Annotated in this window: 10 protein-coding genes; 8 read left to right on the top strand and 2 right to left on the bottom strand. The window is 72.7% G+C overall.

Annotation, left to right across the window (positions count from 1 at the left end):
* Positions 1–68 precede the first annotated feature (68 nt).
* The 5 genes from drmA (at position 69) to BMG523DRAFT_RS10115 (ending at position 11,050) form a co-directional block, all read left to right on the top strand.
* Entirely contained in the window at positions 69–4,226 is a 4,158-nt protein-coding gene (gene drmA, locus BMG523DRAFT_RS10135; protein WP_368671094.1) for a DISARM system helicase DrmA, read from the top strand.
* A complete protein-coding gene (gene drmB / locus BMG523DRAFT_RS10130) occupies positions 4,226–6,154 on the top strand; it encodes a DUF1998 domain-containing protein (RefSeq protein ID WP_011437072.1) in 1,929 nt (642 codons plus the stop codon). The genes drmA and drmB overlap by 1 nt, the downstream gene beginning before the upstream one ends.
* A gap of 11 nt (positions 6,155–6,165) precedes the next feature.
* Positions 6,166–8,427: a class I SAM-dependent DNA methyltransferase gene (locus BMG523DRAFT_RS10125; RefSeq protein WP_235463047.1), complete on the top strand. Its 2,262-nt coding sequence runs from the start codon at positions 6,166–6,168 to the stop codon at positions 8,425–8,427.
* A 197-nt stretch (positions 8,428–8,624) separates the two neighbouring features.
* Entirely contained in the window at positions 8,625–10,160 is a 1,536-nt protein-coding gene (locus BMG523DRAFT_RS10120) for a serine/threonine-protein kinase (RefSeq protein WP_035732424.1), read from the top strand.
* Positions 10,161–10,399: 239 nt separating this feature from the next.
* Positions 10,400–11,050: a DUF402 domain-containing protein gene (locus tag BMG523DRAFT_RS10115; RefSeq protein ID WP_035941618.1), complete on the top strand. Its 651-nt coding sequence runs from the start codon at positions 10,400–10,402 to the stop codon at positions 11,048–11,050.
* A 19-nt stretch (positions 11,051–11,069) separates the two neighbouring features.
* On the opposite strand, the gene BMG523DRAFT_RS10110 is transcribed toward BMG523DRAFT_RS10115, so the two are convergent.
* Positions 11,070–11,516: a TIGR03668 family PPOX class F420-dependent oxidoreductase gene (locus tag BMG523DRAFT_RS10110; RefSeq protein ID WP_023841047.1), complete on the bottom strand. Its 447-nt coding sequence runs from the start codon at positions 11,514–11,516 to the stop codon at positions 11,070–11,072.
* A gap of 82 nt (positions 11,517–11,598) precedes the next feature.
* On the opposite strand from BMG523DRAFT_RS10110, the gene BMG523DRAFT_RS10105 reads away from it, so the two are divergent.
* Complete coding sequence (locus tag BMG523DRAFT_RS10105; protein WP_051623811.1) at positions 11,599–13,332, top strand: ABC-F family ATP-binding cassette domain-containing protein; 1,734 nt, start codon at positions 11,599–11,601, stop codon at positions 13,330–13,332.
* A gap of 16 nt (positions 13,333–13,348) precedes the next feature.
* On the opposite strand, the gene BMG523DRAFT_RS10100 is transcribed toward BMG523DRAFT_RS10105, so the two are convergent.
* Positions 13,349–14,527 carry an HAF repeat-containing protein gene (locus BMG523DRAFT_RS10100; RefSeq protein WP_011437066.1) on the bottom strand — a complete coding sequence of 393 codons (1,179 nt, stop codon included), beginning with the start codon at positions 14,525–14,527 and terminating at the stop codon, positions 13,349–13,351.
* 214 nt (positions 14,528–14,741) lie between these two features.
* Between BMG523DRAFT_RS10100 and BMG523DRAFT_RS10095 the strand changes: the two genes are divergently transcribed.
* The gene (locus tag BMG523DRAFT_RS10095) at positions 14,742–15,383 is read left to right on the top strand and encodes an adenylate kinase (protein ID WP_232235078.1); all 642 of its coding nucleotides are present in this window, start codon (positions 14,742–14,744) and stop codon (positions 15,381–15,383) included.
* A gap of 368 nt (positions 15,384–15,751) precedes the next feature.
* The gene (gene folD / locus BMG523DRAFT_RS10090) at positions 15,752–16,618 is read left to right on the top strand and encodes a bifunctional methylenetetrahydrofolate dehydrogenase/methenyltetrahydrofolate cyclohydrolase FolD (protein WP_011437064.1); all 867 of its coding nucleotides are present in this window, start codon (positions 15,752–15,754) and stop codon (positions 16,616–16,618) included.
* Positions 16,619–16,669: the final 51 nt, after the last annotated feature.

The following is a 16,669-nucleotide window of genomic DNA, read 5'->3' as shown; positions in this document are numbered from 1 at the left end:
ATCGAGGGCACAGCATTCGTGGCGGGTCGTCGAGGCCCGGTGGATGCCGAGGGGGGAGACGCGCCGTGGTGGAGCCGGAGGCCGAGGGTGGGCTGTTCCCCGTGCCGCGGGGGATCCCAGGGGCGCTGGGGGCGCCGCCGTCGCCTGCCGCGCCGGGGGGCGCGGCGGGCGACGGCACCGGTGCGGGCGACGGGGCCGGTGCGGGCGCCGACGGCCGTACGGCCGCGGAGGTCCTCGACGCGCCACAGCTCTTCGAGCCGGCGGCGTCCTATGAGGTCCGGGATGCCTTCGCCGAACTCGTCCGCCGGGATCTGCTCGGCCCGTGGGGCGGCGAGCGCGAGCAGTTCCACCCCAGGGCGATGGGCCCGCGCGAGCGGTACCTCGTCGGCATGCTCGGGCCGAAGCCGGCTCCGCGCGGTGCCCGGGAGGCCGCCGCCGCGGACGTCGTCGCCGACACGGAGACGGCTGTGCAGGGCGACGCGGACGCCGACCTGCCGGAGATCGCCACCCCGCAGAACCGGGGGCGGATCTGGGCGTCGTCGATGGGACTCTCCTTCGCCGTGCCGGCCGGAACTGACGTGCCGGCCGGAACCGACGGCACGGATCCGGTCGACGTCCTCGCCGTCACGGCGGCCTGGGGGCATTACACCAAGCGGGAGGTGGAGGACGACGAGGGCCGCAAGCGCAGCGCGTGGACCCGCGAACCGGTGGTCTTCGCGAACCGGGAGATCCGCCTGGACGATCACCTGGGCGCCGGTTCTCGGCGGATGCCGCTCGTCGGCGACGACGAGACCGGGGTCTTCCTCGTCGTCGCCGTCCGCGAGCGCGGTGCCCGTCGCGTCGTCGAGCTGACGCTGGTCAACAGCCAACCGGAGCCGCACTCGTCCGCGGACACGGCGTGGCTGTTCCAGCCGACGCTGTCGGTGACCGCGCTGGACGGCGCGCGCGCCGTCTTCCTGCCCGTCGACGATCCCGCGGACGAGTGGTCCGGCCCCGGTCTCGGTTTCGGCCCCGGCCCCGGCTCCCCCGAGGGCGGCGCGCCGCTCGCCGGCGCGCCGCCCCTCGACGCGGATCACGAGGATCTGCATCTCCAGCTGCTGTACCGGGGGGAGCGTCGCTACGCGACCGGTCGCAATGTCGCGGTGCATCCGCACGTCCGGCCCGGTGAGCGGTGCGCCCACCGGCTGGAGACCACCTGGCTGCCCACCTACGACGTGCCGGCGACGGTCGCGCCCGCCGGGCCCGGCACGCCGCTGGCCGGGGTCGAACTGGCCATGGACACTCTCGCCGTGGCCGGGCCCGCCGCCCTGCGGCGCGGGTTGACGCCCCTCGCCGACGGTTACGCATCCTGGCTCGACGAGCGCGAGGCCGAGGTCGCGGGCCTGCCGGCGCGGCTGCGCCCGGCCGCTCGCACGGCAATCGGCGACGCCCGCCGAGCGGCGGACCGTATCCGGGCCGGTATCGCCCTGCTCACCGACCAGGACCAGCCGCGCCACCGCGAGGCGCTGGCCGCGTTCCAGTTCGCCAACGAGGCGATGGCCGCCCAGCGCCGGCACACGGCGATCGCCCGGCTGCGCGACGAGCAGGGGCTGGACTACGCTGCGGCCGCCGCTGCTGTGCGGGCCCGGGGCGCGGGGGAGGCCTCCTGGCGGCCGTTCCAGCTCGGCTTCGTGCTGCTCAACCTGCCCTCCCTGACCGACCCGGCGCACCCGGAGCGGGCCGCGGACGCCACCGCCGTCGTCGACCTGCTGTTCTTCCCCACCGGCGGCGGCAAGACCGAGGCCTACCTCGGCCTGACCGCCTACACCTTCGCGATCCGCCGCCTACAGGGGACCGTCGGCACCGGCGCCGCGGCCCGCTCCGGCGAGGCCGGGGTCGCCGTCCTCATGCGGTACACGCTGCGGCTGCTCACCGCCCAGCAGTTCCAGCGGGCCGCCACCCTGGTCTGCGCCGCCGAGGTGCAGCGCCGTGCGGACCCGGCGACCTGGGGTGCCACGCCGTTCCGCATCGGTCTGTGGGTCGGCGGCGGGGTGTCCCCGAACCGGTTCGAGGACGCCCGCGACCAGGTCGGCGAGGCGCGCGAGGCCGGCGACGGCAAGCGGGCCAACGTCCTGCAGACCCTGGGCTGCCCGTGGTGCGGCAGCGCGCTCGGGGCCCATACCGACGCCCACGTCGACGAGGACCTCCGCCGGGTGCTGCTGTACTGCCCGAACGGCGAGGGGGCCGACGCCTGCCCGTTCTCCCGGCGGGCGGCGCCCGACGAGGGCCTGCCGGTGCTCACCGTCGACGAGGAGATCTACCGCTACGCCCCGAGCCTGGTCATCGCCACCGTCGACAAACTCGCCCAGCTGCCCTGGCGCGGCGAGGCGGGGATCCTGTTCGGCCGGGTGAGCCGACGCTGTCCCCGGCACGGGTACCGCCACGACGACCTCGACGCCCGCACCGGCTGCGGCGAGCGTCACCACAGCCGCGGCAGGCGGCCCGCCGTGACCAGCGAGCCGGTCGTCCGGCTGCGCCCGCCCGATCTGATCATTCAGGACGAGCTGCATCTGATCTCCGGTGCGCTCGGCACCACCGTCGGCCTGTTCGAGAGCGCGGTCGACGAGCTGTGCACCTGGCCGGTCCCGGCCGGCGCGCTCACCGGCCCGAAGATCGTGGCCTCGACGGCGACCACCAGGCGGGCTCGCGACCAGGTGCTCGGCGTCTTCGGCCGCGGCCTCGCCGTCTTCCCGCCCCAGGTGATCGACGTGACCGATACGTTCTTCTCCCGGCGGGTCCCGGTCACCCCCGCCACCCCGGGCCGGCGCTACCTCGGCGTCTGCGCGCACGGGACGAGGATGAAGTCCGCCGAGATCCGCCTCGCCGAGATCCTGCTCCTCGCCGGCCAGACCCTGTTCGACCGGCACGGCACCCCCGCCGAGCCCTATCTGACCCTCGTCGGCTACTTCAACGCCACTCGCGAGCTCGCCGGCATGCGCCGCTACCTCGACGACGACGTCACCACCCGGGTGCGTACCCACGGCCGGCGCAAGGGGCTCGCCAACCGCATCGTCACCGGTACCGGCATGCTCGCGATCTCGGAGCTGACCTCCCGGGTCTCGTCGGCGGACATCAGCGAGGTGCTGGGCCGCCTGGAGATCCCCTTCGACCCCGAGCTCGACACCTCCGCGCGGCGGGAGGCCGTCGCCGAGAACGTCCGCGCATCGTTCCGGAGCAGGGAGCGGGACCGGCGGGCACCGCACCCCCTCGCCGAGCGCACCCGCGCCCGGAGCAACCAGGACCGGATCCCGGTCGACGTGGTGCTCGCGACTTCGATGCTCCAGGTCGGGGTGGACGTCTCCCGGTTCGGGCTGATGGCCGTGATCGGCCAGCCGAAGAACACCGCCGAGTACATCCAGGCGTCCTCCCGGGTCGGCCGGGACGCCGGCCGCCCGGGTCTTGTCGTCACCCTGTACAACTGGGCCCGGCCGCGGGATCTCGCTCACTACGAGGACTTCGAGTACTACCATGCGACCTTCTACCGGCAGGTGGAGGCGCTGTCCGTGACCCCGTTCACCCGCCGCTCCCTCGACCGGACCGCCACCGGCACGTTCGTCGCCGCCGTCCGGCACGCCGACGAGGCGAACACTCGCAACGTCAACGCCCACGACGTGGACCTCGCCGGCCCGACGGTCAGTGGAGTGATCGACCGGCTGCTGGCCCGCGCCGAGGCCGTCGCCGGGCCGCGCGGCCGGGAGTACCTCGAAGAACGGATCCGGCAGCTGATCGAGAGGTGGGAGCTGACGAGGACGGGCCCGTCCCGCATCGGTTATCGCACGGCCGGGGGACAGCAGCGGGTCACCGGCCTGCTGGAGCCCGCCGGGCACGTCCGCTGGGACGTTCTCACCGTCGCCCAGTCGATGCGGGAGACCGAGCGCGAGATCAACCTGCTGGTGCCCGGCCCCGCCGAGATCTTCACCCCCGCCTACGGCGAGCCGGGCTGGGCGTTCGGCGCGCCGCCGGACGCCGACGGTACCGGTGAGATCGGCAGCGGCGGTGAGATCGGCAGCGGCGGTGAGATCGGCAGCAGCGGTGAGATCGGGAGCAGCGAGGTGGACGACAGGGACGAGGTGGACGACGAGGCCGCCCCGGTCGGGGACGAGCTGGGGGAGACGGCCTTCGCGGCGGCACGGGCGGGCCGTCCGGCGCGGTCGGCCCGCGCAGCGCTCCCGGGGAGGGGTATCTGATGGTCACGGCGTTCCACCGGCGGGTCGGCGCGGTCCGGCCCAGCCACCTGATGTTCACCAGCGGTGTCGGCGCGCTCGTCGACCTGCCGAACTTCTCCGCGATCGTCCGCGGCGTTGACGACTGGGACTACCGCAACGTCCCCGAGTACCAGCCGATCGTCGAGCCGCGGTTGCTCGCCGCCGTGCGGCGGCTGTACGACCGGGGCGTCACCGAGCTGCGCCCGGCCCCATGGGCGGAGACCGATGCGGGCGACCGCAGCGGGCAGGGCGCCCGCATCGGCGTGCCCACCGTGCCGTTCCCGAACTGGCTGCGCTGCACCGCCTGCAACGAGCTGGACGTGATCGCCTCCCGCGCGTTCGGGTTCGAGAACCCGTGGCTGACCCGGCCCCAGGACGCCCGCTTCTTCCACGGCACCTGCGGGCGGAAGAAGACCGGCCGCCGGCCGCTCGCGGTGGCGGCCCGTTTCGTGCTCGCCTGCACCGCGGGTCATCTCGACGACTTCCCCTACCCGATGTTCGTGCACCGGGGCGCGCAGTGCGCCAGGGCGAGTCATCCCCGGCTGCGGATGGAGGACCGTGGCGGCAACCTCGGCGCCAACGTCGAGATCCGGTGCGTGAACTGCGACGCCCGGCGCAACATCCGGGAGGCCATGGGTCGTCGCGGTGCGGGGCACCTGCCACGCTGCCGGGGCCGCCATCCCCACCTGGGGACCTTCGCCGATGGCGGGTGCCCGCAGGAGTCCCGCCTGCTCGTCGTCGGCGCCTCCAACCAGTGGTTCGCCCAGACGCTGTCGGTGCTGTCGGTGCCGCGGACTGGCGCCAGCGAGCTGGCGGTCAAGGTCGAACAGCACTGGGAGGTCTTCGAAAAGATCAACAATATGGCGATTCTGGACTTTGCCCGCTCAGCGCCGATCCCGGTGTTCCGTCAGCTGGAGAAGTGGTCGAACGCCGAGATCTGGGCCGCGGTCGAGCGGCATCGCGCCGCGATCGAAACCGGCCCGGCCCCGGGTTCCGACGCCGACGGCGAGCGGGCCTACCCGGATCTGCGCACCCCGGAATGGGAGATCTTCTCCTCCGCCGTCCTCCCGGAACCCACCGACGATTTCGCCCTGCGCCGCGAGCCCGGCGGTGTGCCGGCACCGCTTGCCGGCTGCTACGCCGACGTCGTGCAGGCCGAACGCCTGCGGGAGGTACGGGCGCTGACCGGGTTCACCCGGCTGGACGCGCCCGACCCGGACGACCCCGACCTCGTCATCCGGGCGCCGCTGGCCCGTGGGCCGGCTTCCTGGGTACCGGCGAGCGAGGTCCGCGGCGAGGGCATGTTCCTGCGGGTGCCCGAGGAGATCCTCGGCCCGTGGGCGCGCCGCGTCGCGGACAGTGTCGCGATGCGCGAGCACCGCGACGCCTACAGCCGATTCCGGGTGAACCGCTACTCCGACCGGATCGCCGGGGACTTCGACCCCATGCAGGGCTGGCCCGGGGAGCGCTTCCTCGCCCTGCACACCCTGTCCCACCTGCTTATCCGGACTATCGCGCTGGAGTGCGGCTACAGCTCGGCCAGCCTGAGCGAACGCATCTACGCCGGGGACGACGGCGACCCGCGCGGCGGCATCCTCATCTACACGGCCGTCCCGGACGCGGAGGGCACCCTGGGCGGGCTGGTGTCGCTGGCCGAGCCCGACCAGCTGCTCCGGCTGACCCGCCGGGCCCTCGCCGACGCCCGGCACTGCTCGTCCGATCCGCTGTGCGCCGAGCGGCTGCCGTCGGCGCCCGCCGACTTCCTGCACGGAGCCGCCTGCCACGTCTGCCTGTTCGTGTCCGAGACGACCTGCGAGCGTGGCAACCGCTTCCTCGACCGCCGGTTCGTCGTGCCCCTCGGAGACGAGCCGCAGGACCGCGCCCTCGCCCTGTTCGGCGGGCTGCCGTGAACGGGCTGCCGGTGAAGACCAGCGGTCGGGACACGGCGAGCTCCGCGGCTGTCACGGCCACGGCCACGGCCACGGCCACGGCCGCAGACACGGCCACGGTCACCGCCACCGACATCGCCCGGCTGGCCGGAGTCGGGCGGGCCGCGGTCAGTAACTGGCGGCGCCGGTTCGCCGACTTTCCCGCACCCGTCGGGGGGACGTCGACCAGCCCGCTGTTCGCGCTGGCCTCCGTGGCGGACTGGCTCGCCCGGCATGACCGACCGTTCCAGGTCGAGGCGGCCGACCAGGTGTGGCAGCGGATCCGGGGGGCCGTCGATGATCCACGCCTCGGTGAGGTGACCGGCCATCTCGGGGGTTTCCTCATTTATCGTCAGCGGGATCCCGCGGGCGCCACGGCACTGCTCGGGGAGAGCGACGCGGTGGCGGCCGTATCCCTGGAACCGGCGATCGCCCGCGCCGTGCCGGAGCTTCCCGGTGGTTTCCCCGATACCTGGGAGACCGGGTGGGTGGCGATCGCCCGGGTCGCCGCCGAGGCGGCGGACCGGCACGGCCACGCGGAGCTCTTCGACGCGCTGCGCGCCCGCTACCGCGAGGTCTGCTCCCGGCAGGTGGCGGAGCCTCCGCGGGCGGTCGGGGAGCTGATGGTGACCCTCGCCGGCCTGCGCGGCCGGTCGGGGGCCGCCACGGTGCTCGACCCGGCCTGCGGGATCGGCGGGCTGTTGGAGGCCGCCCGGGCCGCGGGGGCGGGCCGCCTGCTCGGCCAGGATGTCAACCCGACGATGGCGCGGGTGAGCGCCGTCGGACTGCTGCTGCGGGGTGGTGACGCGCGGATCGTCGCGGGCGATTCGCTGCTCGCCGGCACCTTCGCCGGGGAACGGGCCGACGCGGTCCTGTGCGCCCCGCCGTTCGGGCAGCGTTCCTGGGGCTACGACGAGCTGCTCGGCGCGCCGTGGTGGCGCCACGGTGTTCCACCGCGGGGGGAACCCGAGCTGGCCTGGGTGCAGTACTGCCTGGCGCACGCCCGGGACGGCGCGCAGGTGCTGGTCATCATGCCGGCGGCCGCCGCGTCGCGCCGTGCCGGGCGCCGCATCAGGGCGAACCTGCTGCGCGCCGGGGAGTTGCGCGCCGTGCTGGGGCTGCCGCCCGGCCTGTTCCCGGCGGGATCGGCCCCGGATCTGTGGGTGCTCCGCCGCGGGGCCGGCCCCGATGCCGGGGCCGGCCCCGATGCCGGTGCCGGTTCCGATGCCGGTGCCGGTTCCGATGCCGGTGCCGGCGGGGCCGGGGCGACGCCCGCTCAGGTGCTGCTGGGCCTGGCGCGCGATGAGATCGCCGTCGTCGAAGCGGCCTGGGCGTTGTTCGTCGCCGCTGGCGGGTTCGGCGGCGACACCGCCGCCCAGGCGGACCAGGTGGCCGACGACGCCGATCTGCCGGCGGGATTCCGGCGGATATGCGTTGCGGACCTCCTCGACGACGAGGTCGACGTGAGCCCGCGACGCTACATCGACCATCCTCCGGAAAGAACCGCTGTCGGTGAATTTCCCGCGGTCGGTGAATTCCCCGCTGTCCGGGAGGATTTCCTGGCGACGGTGGCCTCGTTGTCCTCGGCGGTTCCCCTCCTGACCCCACCGAGGGGATCCGGACCGGCGGACCGGCCGGCTTCGTTGAGCGTCACGTCGAGCGTCACGATCGGTGAGTTGGCAAAAGCCGGATCGTTGACGATCCTGATGGCCCCGTTGCAGACCAGGGCCGGGGTCGGTGACCTGCCGTTGCTCACCGCGGGCGATGTCCGGCATGGGCGGGGCCCGTCGAGCCGGACGGAGGAACTGGCCGGAATGCTCGTTCTCCGGCCCGGCGACGTCGTCTGTGTGACGGCGTCGGGGGAGAGCATGGCCCGAGTCGTCGAGGACGCGGGCGCCGTTCTCGGGCCGCGGGTGGTGCTCCTGCGGGGCGATCCCGACCGGCTCGATCCGTACTTCCTGGCCGGGATCCTGCGGGCGGCAGGCCATCGGGCGCACGGGCGATCCGGTGGTGGCGCGGATGCCCAGGCCGCCGGTCGCTCGGGTGGATCGTCGCCGCGCGCCGACCCGCGGCGGGTCCGGATACCGGTTCTCCCGCTGGCCGAACAGCGTTCCCGGGGGCTCGACTTCCAGCGCCTCACGATGGTCGAGAAGTCGCTGCGCAACGCGGTGGAACTGGCCGAGACCATCGTCCGGCTCGGTCATCTCGGAATCGCCGACGGAAGCCTGCGGGGCGGGGAGACAGGTCCCGGGTAATGACACCCCTGCCCGGTACACAGGTCCGGCCGAAGCCTTCTCCTGGTGACGCTGAAGGCGGCGCGGTGCAGCCCGGATCAGCAACTCGACAATGCCGTGGCCGGCCGACAATGCCGTGGCCGATGCCGTTTCCGGGTGGGGGTAGTGTTCCCGGGGATCGGGCGGGAAGGGACGGGGGCACGGTGGCCGCGCGGTGGATGATCGACAGGCGGTATGAGCTCGAGGCTGTTCCATTGGCCAAGGGCGGAATGGGTGAGGTCTGGGTCGGCCGGGATGTGAAACTCGACCGGGAGATCGCGGTCAAGTTCGTCCGTTTTCCCGACGGCCAGCCCGACCAGGAGCTGATCCGCCGGTTCATCCGGGAGTCCCGCATCACCGCCCGCCTGCTGCATCCGGGGGTGCCGGCGGTGTACGACGCGGGTACCCACGAGGAGCGTCCCTACCTGGTCATGCAGCGGGTGCACGGCCTCAGCGTGGCGGATCTCGTCGCCGAGCAAGGCGCGCTGCCCGTCGGCTGGGCCGCCGCGATTGCCGCCCAGGTGGCCTCGGTGCTCGCGGTGGCGCATCGGGCGTCGCTCGTGCACCGCGACCTCAAACCGGCGAATCTGATGCTGGAGCCGGACGGTACCGTGAAGGTGCTGGACTTCGGGCTTGCCGTTGCGCTCGACCGGACCAACCTGTCGAAGATCACGGTGACCGGCCAGCACCTCGGCAGCCCTGCCTACATGGCGCCCGAGCAGGTGCTTGCCGGCCTGAGCACGCCCGCCACCGACATCTACGCGCTGGGTGCCACGCTGTTCGAGATGTTGACCGGTCAGCGGCTGTTCGCCGGTGCGTCGTCCTACACGGTGATGAACAAGCAGGTCGAGGAGGTCCCGGCGCGGGTGCGGTCGCTGCGCGCCGACGTGCCGCGCGGCCTCGACGAGCTGGTCGCCGCGATGCTGAGCAAGGCACCGGAGGATCGCCCGTGCGGCGTGGAGAAGGTGTACGCGGCGTTGATCGGATCCGTGGTGGACCTCGGCCCGCTTCCCGGGGCCGTCGACGACGCCGTGGACAACCCGGTACGGATGTACGCGGCGGTCGCGGGCCGGGTGGTACCGCGCGGGGCGGCCCGGAACACCGCCGCCTCCACACGGGGATCCGCCGCTGGACCGCCCGGGGAATCCGGTGGCGGGGTCGGGCGGTCCGAGCTTCGTCGTGCCCGGGACGAGGCTCGGACGTTGGCCCGGGCTTCCCGCTACAGCCAGGCCGCCGGTGTGCTGGCGGCGGCGGTGGACCGGGCCGGTCGTGCCCTCGGCCACGACAGCGCGGACGTGCTCGCGCTCCGTCTCGATCTGGCGGACCACCTGTTCGAGGGCGGTGACTTCCGCCGCGCCGTGGACGGCTACCGCACGCTTCTCGTCGATCTCGTCCACCGGGACGCTCCGGACAGCGAGCGGGTTCTGCGCTGCCGTCTGCGGGAGGCGACCTGCCGGGCCCTGATCGGTGAGACCGGCCAGGCGCTCGAACAGCTTCGTGGGCTGCTGGAGGACGAGATCAGGGTGTTCGGTGCGGACGACGCCCAGGTCTTCGAGCTGCGACGGCAGATCGGGCTGTTGCAGCTCGGCGCCGGCCATCGGGCGTCGGCCACCGAGACCCTATCGGCGCTGCTCGCCGATCTGCTCAGGGTCTGGGGGATGGAGCATCCGATGGTGCCCGTCGTCCGGGAGCTGCTGGCCGGTGCCGTCGGTTGATCGACGGCGGAATCGACCGTCACGAGCGTCCCATCCCGTCTGTTGTGAGGTTGTGGCGGGGGACACGCCGGGGCGGGGCGGCACCGTACAGTCGGACGGTGACGAAGCCGGAAAGCCCCGTGGCGTACGATCCCGGTTCCCAGGCTGGTCCCCATCCCGGTCCCCAGGCATCGCCACCGCCCGCTTCGGGCGCCGCACCGGCGGGTCCGTTCGTCCCGGGCGGATTTGTCCCGGGCGAAGTGGTCGTGCACCGGTCGTTCACCACCAAGCGGCTCGTCTTCGTCCGCGCGGGTCACGTGGTCGGCCACGATGAGCGCGGCCTGCGGCTGTGGATCCCGCACGGCTGCCCGATGGCCGTCGAGCTGAGCACGGACGGTCGCGGCCTGCGCGACATGCCGTTCGCCGAATGGATCCGCCAATCTACGGTGCTGGTGACGAGGCCCTGGCCTGGGCCGAACATCCTCATGCTGATCCCGCCGGCGGGCGCACACTCGGTGTGGTGGTTCTGGGACCGGCAGGGGCGGTTCGCCCGTTGGTACATCAATCTCGAGGCACCCGCCGTGGCCTGGCGCTACGACGGACTCGTCGGGGTGGATACGACCGACCACGACCTCGACCTGTGGGTCTGCCCGGACCGGACCTGGCAGTGGAAGGACGAGCACGAGCTCGCGGAACGGCTCGCGTTTCCCGAGCACTACTGGGTCACCGACGCGGCGGCGGTGCGGGCCGAGGGCGAGCGGCTGCTGCGGCTCGTCGAGGCGAGGGCGTTCCCGTTCGACGGCACCTGGTGCGATTTCCAGCCGGACCCGTCCTGGCGCACACCGGATACCCTGCCTCCCGGCTGGGACCGCCCGCGGGCGCCGGGTACGACCGAAACCGGCCCGCGCTGAGGGCGATGTCAACAGCCGGCTACGCCGAGAAGGCCCACCCTGACCAGCGGGCCACCGTCACGATGATTGCCGGCCCGGCGGGCGGGGCAGCCTGGTACTGGTCATATCGGGCGATGAGCAGTTCGACGGCGGGGGCGTGTCCGGGTTCTCCCGCCCGGACGATGCGGGCCTCGCCGTCGGCGCGCGCCCACCACAGCCGCGACCAGTCGTCGTCGTAGGCGTCGACGAGCAGGCTGACCTGAGGATTCTCGGTGATGTTGCGCAGGCGCCGCAGACCCCCGAGCGTGCTCTTCGGTTTGTGATCGACTGCGGTGACGACGCTGGCGGCGCCCGCGTTCACGGCGCCCGCGTTCACGGCGAAGGTGACGGGCACGATGTGTGGACGTCCGTCGCCACCGGCGGTGGCGAGCCGGGCGACCCGCGCCGCGGTGAACCGGGTGCGGGCCTCGACGTCGGTCAGCCGCACGGTCCCACCGTAGGATCCCACCGGATGGAGGCGACCACAGGGGGCGGGACGCGATGCGTCGTCCATGCGCCAGACTGGTCAGATGTCCGCCACCCTCGTCGCGTCCGGCCTCACCGTCACCCGCGGTGGGGCGACCGTCCTCGACGGCGTCTCCCTCACCGTCGCGCCCGGCGACCGTCTCGGCGTGGTGGGGCCCAACGGCGTCGGTAAGTCGACGCTGTTGCGTGCCCTCGCCGGGCAGGTGACGCCCGACGCGGGCCGGGTGGATCTCGCGCCGCCGACCGCCAACGTCGGCCTGCTCCCCCAGGAACCCGACCGCAACCCCGGGGAGACCCTGCGGGCCTTCCTCGCCCGTCGCACCGGCGTCGCCGCGGCGCAGGCCGAGCTCGACGCCGCGACCGAGGCGTTGGCCCTGGGCATGTCCGGGGTCTCTGGCACGTCCGGGGCTTCTGGCACGTCCGGGGCTCCTGGCATGTCCGGAGTCGACGACCGCTACAGCGTCGCCCTGGAGCGGTGGCTGGCGATCGGCGCGGCCGACCTCGACGCCCGCGCCGAAGAGGTGTGCGCCGATCTCGGTCTGCCCGCGGGCGCGCTCGACAGCCCGACGACGGCGTTGTCCGGCGGGCAGGCCGCCCGGGGATCGCTGGCCGGCGTCCTGCTGTCCCGGTTCGACATCACCCTGCTCGACGAGCCCACCAACGACCTCGACTTCGACGGGCTGGAACGGCTCGAGCGGTTCGTCCAAGGCGTGCCCGGGGCGCTGGTCGTCGTCAGCCACGACCGCGAGTTCCTCGACCGCACCATCGACACCGTCGCCGAACTCGATCCGCACCGGCACGGCCTCACCCTCTTCGCTGGCGGATGGACGGCATACCTGCAGGCCCGCGAGGTCGCGCGGCGTCAAGCCCGGGAGCGGTACGAGGAGTACGCCGGCCAGCGAGCCGATCTCGTCGCCCAGGCGCAACGCCAGCGGGAGCAGGCGGTGCGGGGTTCGGTGCGGGCGAAGCGGCGGATGCCCGACGGTGACCGGGCTGCCAAGGGAGCCCGGATCGAGGCGGCGACGAAGAGCGCGGCCAGGGTCCGGTCCATCGAGTCCCGCATCGACCGGTTGGCGGAGGTCGAGGAGCCCCGCAAGGAATGGCAGCTGCGCATGTCGATCGCCGCCGCGCCCCGGTCGGGCGATGTCGTCGCGACATTGACCGGCGCGGTGGTGGCCCGGTCGGGCTTCACCCTGGGGCCGGTCGATCTGACGATCGCGTGGGCGGACCGGGTGGTGATCACCGGGCCGAACGGCGGGGGCAAGACGACCATGCTGGGTGCGCTGCTCGGCCGTATCCCCCTGGCCCGGGGGCACCAGGCACTCGGGTCCGGCGTGCGGCTCGGCGAGATCGACCAGGCCCGCGGCCTGTTCCGGGGTGAGGCCACGGCGCTGGCCGTCGCCGAGCGGGCGACCAGTTGGCCGGCGGGTGAGGTGCGCACCCTGTTCGCGAAGTTCGGTCTCGGCCCGGATCAGGTCACCCGGCCGGCGGCGTCCCTGTCGCCGGGAGAACGCACCCGGGCGGGGCTCGCGCTGCTGCAGGCGGTCGGCGTGAACTGCCTGGTGCTCGACGAACCCACCAACCACCTCGACCTTCCGGCGATCGATCAGCTCGAACAGGCGCTGGCCGGCTATGCGGGCACCCTGCTACTCGTCACCCATGATCGGCGCATGCTCGACACGGTCGCGGTGACCCGCCGGCTGCACGTCAACGGCGGCCTCGTCACCGAGAAGCCCCTCGTCACCGAGAAGCCCCTCGTCACCGAGAAACCATTGTGACGGCTCGCCGAGAACGTCAGGCGCCGGTGTTCGGCCAGAACGCCGCATGGGGAAACGGGGAGTCCGTGGTGGTCGCGGAACCGAGCACGACGTTGTTCGGGGTGGCGGCGTTGCCCGTGCTCACCGGTCCTCCGAGGGTGCCCAGATCGGTCAGCCGGCCGCGGTACCAGCGGAACGCGTGGCTGCCCTGACCCGAGGGCACCGTCCCGCACACCACACCGTGATCATTGAGGCCGAGAAGCTCCAGCGGGCCGAGCGGTGAGGTGATCGGGATGCGGCGACCCGCGATCCACAGGAACCCGCCACCCGACGATCCGAGGCTGCGCACCAACACCTGACCGAGCCTGTTCACGGCGACCGCCTCGCTGTGCAGGTCACTGCCGAGGGTCCCGAGATCGGTCATGCGGCCGCCGTCCCACAGGAACGCGCGGGAATGGCCGTCCGAGGTCTCGCTGGTCCCCACGATCTGCCTGGCGTTGTTCACGTCGGCGACGACGGTCGAGGAACCGCCGAGGGTCCCGAGATCCGATATTGTGCCGGCCGACCAGAGAAACCCGTGGCTGGCGCCCTCCCGGGTGAGGCTGTTACCCACCACCCTTCCCTGCACCGTGACGGCCACGGCGGAACTCAACGGTCCGCCAAGCGTGCCCAGATCCGTCATCGTGCCGTTCGACCACCGGTAGGCGTGCTGCTCGCCCGTATTGGTGGTGCTGGTCCCCACGATGAATCCGGTGTCGCTGACGTCGACCGCGGTACTGGACTGTCCGCCCTGACTGGGGGTGCCGCCGAGGAATCCCAGCGACTGATAGACGCCACGGTTCCAGCGGAACGCCTCCCGGCTGTAACGCGTGGTGTTCTCGCCGACGACCACGCCGGCCTCGCTCACCGCGGCCGGCCGGCTGTTCCCCGGCAGGCCGCGCACCGTACCGCCGTGGTAGACGAACCCACTGAGCTCGGAGGATGAGGTCTGCCAGTAGCCCGCGAAAAGGCCTGCGGTGTTGCCGCCGGTGAGGAGACCGGAGGCCCCGGTCGGGGATGGAATGTCCACGACGGCGGGTCGGGTGGGCGCGGGTGGGGAGGACGGCGCCGCGGTGGCCGCGCCCGCCGCGGTGGCCGCGCCGAGGTAGCCGAGCGACCAGGGCGCGAGGGTCGTGGCCACCGTGGCGGCACGGATGAATGTCCTTCGATCGTTCATCGCGAAATGATCTCCTCTGGCCGGCTGCCACGGTCAGCCGTCGACGGTGATCGGCCGACGTCGGTCGACCGGCTGGAGGAGTTCGTGGAGCCATCACGCAATGCCAACTCTCCGAGGCCGGAGGATTGCAACATGATCTACCGTCGTCAATCAACGACACGCTGGCACCGTCGGCGGCTCACCCCATCGGCTTGGCGGTGACGGTCGGGTCAGGATGAAGCACGATGTTTCGCCACCAGGCCGGGCGCACCAGTGGGACACTGACCGGGTGAATGCGCTCGGGACGAGCCGTGACTCCGCGCCGGCAGCGATGCCCTCTGACGCCCGGCGGATCCTCGTCGTCGGCAGCGGCGGGGCGGGCAAGAGCACCCTGGCGCGTGAGCTCGCGCGCCAGACCGGACTGCCGCTCGTGCATCTCGACCGGTACTTCTGGCAACCGGGATGGGTCGAGACACCCACGGCGCAATGGCGGTCCGTCGTCGCCGACCTCGTCGCCGAGCCCGCATGGGTGATGGACGGGAACTACGGCGGCACGCTGGACCTGCGCATTCCCGCCGCCGACCTCATCGTGTTCCTGGACCTGCCGCGGCGGATCACCATCCCACGAGTACTGCGACGCTGGGCGCGGTGGCACGGGCGGAACCGTCCCGACCTCGCCGCGAACTGCCCGGAACGGCTCGACCTCGCTTTTCTCACGTGGCTGTGGAGATATCCGAGTACCAGCCGCAACCGTCTCGCCGACAGCATCGCCGAACACCACGCCGGACACCGGGTCGTTCGTCTGTGTACCCCGCGTGAGGTTCGTCTCTGGCTGGCCGCCGTGGCCTATTCGGGAGTTCCAGCGGCCCGCCCGTGACGGCCACCGGCCGTCACCGGGCCGTTACCCGTCCGTCGGCTGGCCGTCACCCGGCCGTCGCCGGTGAATGTGGGGGGACCTGAGCACGGTCTGCGGTCCCTGGACCGTGCCTTGCTCCCCACAATGTGGCCGGACAATGTGGCCGGCGTCGGTGCTTCCCGCGCCGAGGGTTCCCCTCGGTGGTGGGTATGACGGTACCGGGCACCTGTGTGCCATGTTGGCGTAGCGTGCTCGCTCGGGCTCCGCCGGATGTCGGGGGACCGCGCCGGACGCCTGGCTGACCCGGGCATGACCCGGCTTGGAGACCGGATCGGAGACCCGAATAGAACCCGGACATGATCTGACGACCGTGACGCGAAGGGCCGATAGTGAGCGCAGTGATAATCGACGGCAAGGCCGTCGCCCGCAGAGTGCGTGAGAACGTGGCCAGGGAGGTCGCTGAGTTCCGCGACCGGACCGGCATCCAGCCCGGCCTCGCGACCGTGCTCGTGGGTGACGACCCCGCGTCCGCCGTGTACGTCGGTGGCAAGCGTCGGGCCTGTGTCGAGGCCGGCATGGCCGACCTGCATCAACACCTGCCGGCCGACACCTCCCAGGAGAAGGTCGCGGCGCTCTTGGATGATCTTGCCGCCGATCCGGCCGTGTCGGGTATTCTGCTGCAGCTTCCGGTGCCCGAAGGCTTGGACGGGGCCGCGCTCGTCGGCCGGATCCCACCCGGGAAGGACGTTGACGGGCTCACCACCGCCAGCGTCGGTCTGCTCGCCCGGGGTCTGCCGGGTCTGCGGCCCTGCACACCGTCCGGGATCATCGAGTTGCTGGACTCCTACGACGTCGAGTTGTCCGGTACGCCCACGGTCGTCGTCGGTCGTTCGGAGCTGGTCGGTCGTCCGGTGGCAGCGCTGCTGGTGGGACGTAACGCGACCCTAACGATCTGTCACTCCCGTACACGGGACCTGGCGGCGGTCTGCCGCGGCGCCGACGTGCTCGTCGTCGCAGCGGGAAAGCAGGCGATCATCGGCGCCGACGCGGTGAAGCCGGGCGCCACCGTCATCGACGTCGGCATGCACCGGACCCCGCAGGGCCTGCGTGGCGACGTGGATTTCGAGGCGGTGCGCGAGGTGGCCGGGAAATTGACCCCGGTGCCGGGCGGGGTGGGGCCGATGACGATCGCGATGCTGCTGCGCAACACCCTGCTCGCTGCGCAGGCCGCCACCGGGACGGACGGTCCGGGCTGACGGTCCGGGCTGACGGTCCGGGCTGACGGTCATCGCGAGCCGCTTACCGCA

Origin of the sequence: Frankia sp. BMG5.23 (assembly GCF_000685765.2) — a bacterium.
GTDB lineage: Bacteria > Actinomycetota > Actinomycetes > Frankiales > Frankiaceae > Frankia > Frankia casuarinae.
Note: the sequence above shows the minus strand (reverse complement) of the source record. Positions and strands in the feature narration are given on the sequence as shown.